Consider the following 2,724-nt stretch of genomic DNA (forward strand, 5'->3'; position numbering starts at 1 on the left):
GTTTGGCAACAAGGGGTTATACCCCAAGAGCAAACCACCCGTTGGACGGGTGGTTATGATTTTTCCTGGAGAGGCAGTGATGCTGGGTTTAAGTCGCGGGAAGGATGGGGAATCCGGCTGAGGACTGTTCTGTGCCTATTTCACCTTTTTATATAGTAGAGAAAAGAAGGGAGGAACGGTGATATGAGTGATTTCGTGATTCGTAATTTGGCGGAGCTCGGGGATCGAGAATCCGCGCAGGCGGCGGAGATTTTTGTGGAGGGCTTTTACGATTCGCTGCGATATTTTACTTCGGACCGGGACAAATTAGCGAGGGCTCTTGTGCATGCTTTGGTGAGAGAGCAGTTTTTTGTCGCCTTGGAGGAGGGACAGGTTCTGGGGATCTTCGCGTATTCCGCAGGACAGAAGCGGGCTTTCCGATTTCAACGGGCTGAGCTGCAGCAGGAACTTGGTTGGATGAAGGGAAGTTTGTTTTATTTTCTGGTCCGTCGGGAGTTGGAAAAACCGCTGCACTTGGCGGAGGGACAGTGTTATTTCGAGGCGGTTGCTACGGCTAAGCAAGCACGAGGGCGTGGGGTCGCCAGCCAACTGAACCATGAGCTGATCTCTCGTTTGGGCTATGACGATTATATTTTGGAGGTAGTGGATACCAACACTGCTGCGGTTCGCTTGTATGAGCGACTGGGATATGTCGAGTTTCGGCGGAAGCCGCAGCGCTGGTTTCGGAAGCAAACGGGGTTTAATGCCAGGGTGTATATGAGATGGATGGGAGATCAGGCTCAATCTGAATAAGGCGTGGTCAATTTAGGTCTGGACAAGAACATATATTCGCATTATGATGAGGGCATCATGTTCGAAGGAGTGTTGCGGATGCCTTATTTTAAAGCCAGCCAAGCAGAACTTTATTATGAGGAGATGGGCTCCGGGCGGCCGATCGTGCTGATTCATGGATTTACGCCCGACCATCGTCTGATGAGCGGCTGCATGGAACCGATATTTGAGAACCGCGCGGGCTGGAGAAGAATTTATCTTGATTTGCCGGGCATGGGACAGTCGAAGAATTACGCGGGGATTGAAAGTACGGACGAAATGCTAGATGCGGTGCTGGAGTTAATTGATGCCTTGGTGCCGGAGTCGTGTTTTGCGGTAGTTGGAGAGTCTTACGGCGGGTACTTAACGAGAGGGATCATCGCTCGTCGTTCCGAGCGAGTTGAGGGAGCGGCGTTTATTTGTCCCTTGATCGTACCGGACCCGGCTCAACGGGAGCTGCCGGACCATACGGTGATTTACGAGGATCCGGCGCTGAGTAATGAACTGTCTCCCGAGGAGTATGAGGACTTCCGCTCGATGAGCGCGGTTATTGATCGACACACTTGGGAGAGATATGCGAAGGAGATCGTTCCCGGCTGTCGAGTGGCAGATTCCGCTTTTTTGGACAAGATTCGGGCGCGGTATGGGTTTTCTTTTTCGATCGATCAAGAGACGTTTGACGCCCCTTCGTTATTCCTGCTTGGCCGTCAGGATACGTCAGTGGGATATGCGGATGCACTTCGCTTATTAGATCAGTATCCACGGGGGACGTTTGCGGTCGTAGACCGGGCTGGGCATAACCTGCAGATTGAGCAGGAGAACATGTTTAACGCGCTGATGAACGAGTGGCTGGATCGAGTGGAGGAAGCTAGGGATAAGGAATGATGAAATGAGACAGCTTGTGGTGAGACTTGAATTGGCGGGTGTTGCCGGGTGATGAGATGTTAGAGGGAGGGTTCTAAGTGTACGAGCTGAAGACCAAAGAGAACGACAACAGCGTCATCGAGTTCATTGAAGGGGTAGCCGATGCGAAGAAGCGGGAGGATGCCTACCGATTGCTGGACATTTTTACGGAGACCACGGGCTACCCGGCCAAAATGTGGGGTTCCAGCATCATCGGCTTTGGCTCCTACCATTACAAATACGCCTCCGGCCACGAAGGGGATGCGCCGTTGGTGGGCTTCTCGCCTCGGAAGGCGAAGATCAGCCTGTATCTTGCCTCGAATGATCCTGAGCGAGACGCTTTGCTGGAGTCCTTAGGCAAGCATACCCAAGGCAAAGGGTGTGTCTACATTAATAAAGTCGCCGACATCGATGTGGACGTACTGCGCAAGTTGATACGCCAGTCGGTCGAGCACCTGCGGAAATTGTATCCGAATGATGAGGAGAAGAGCTAGCTGGTAAGCGGCTCTTTTTTTATGTTGGAAGCGGTAAGGGGGCGGTCGTCAGAGACGTCGTCTGCCTTTACCTGTCGTTTGCCTTGCCCGTTGGTTATCTGCCGCGATTGGTCGTCATTAGGCATCTGATTTACCGCGGTCATGAGTCGTGAGTCGGCTGGTTAACAGGCATCTGCCTTATCCATGGTCATGAGGTGTGAATCGACTGGCTATTAGGTATCTGCCTTACCGCGGTCATAGGTCGTGGAATCGACTGGTTATCAGACCTCTCGCCTTGCCCCCGCCCGCCGTGATGTCCGTCATGTTCGTGATGGTTTACCAGCCCCCTTTATCGGTCTTCATCCGAGTCGTCGGTTGGATATACTCGAAAAATCGAGTATATTTTACTGGGAAGTGGCACTTCCGGGCAATTATATATGAAATTTCATGCTTATTTGGACCTTTAGTGCACTAGCCTTGCACCAAACCTGACATGAGAAATTACAGAAAAATTGTTTGTAAAATATCCTAAATATGG

General features: G+C 51.6%; 3 protein-coding genes. All 3 read left to right on the plus strand.

What is annotated here, in order from left to right; translation table 11 throughout:
• Nucleotides 1–183 precede the first annotated feature (183 nt).
• The 3 genes from PBA01S_RS22435 (at nt 184) to PBA01S_RS22445 (ending at nt 2,207) form a co-directional block, all read left to right on the plus strand.
• On the plus strand, nt 184–792 hold the full coding sequence (locus PBA01S_RS22435) for a GNAT family N-acetyltransferase (RefSeq protein ID WP_127576773.1): 609 nt from the start codon (nt 184–186) through the stop codon (nt 790–792).
• Nucleotides 793–870: 78 nt separating this feature from the next.
• Complete coding sequence (locus tag PBA01S_RS22440) at nt 871–1,695, plus strand: alpha/beta fold hydrolase (protein WP_028539368.1); 825 nt, start codon at nt 871–873, stop codon at nt 1,693–1,695.
• 77 nt (nt 1,696–1,772) lie between these two features.
• The gene (locus PBA01S_RS22445) at nt 1,773–2,207 is read left to right on the plus strand and encodes a DUF1801 domain-containing protein (protein WP_016311096.1); all 435 of its coding nucleotides are present in this window, start codon (nt 1,773–1,775) and stop codon (nt 2,205–2,207) included.
• The last annotated feature ends 517 nt before the right edge of the window (nt 2,208–2,724 follow it).

Source organism: Paenibacillus barengoltzii NBRC 101215 (assembly GCF_004000745.1).
Classification (GTDB): Bacteria; Bacillota; Bacilli; order Paenibacillales; family Paenibacillaceae; genus Fontibacillus; species Fontibacillus barengoltzii.

What these genes read in the sequence shown, in the direction of transcription:
- PBA01S_RS22440 (WP_028539368.1), top strand. Translation starts at nt 871, where the DNA reads ATGCCTTATTTTAAAGCCAGCCAAGCAGAACTTTATTATGAGGAGATG.
- PBA01S_RS22435 (WP_127576773.1), top strand. Translation starts at nt 184, where the DNA reads ATGAGTGATTTCGTGATTCGTAATTTGGCGGAGCTCGGGGATCGAGAA.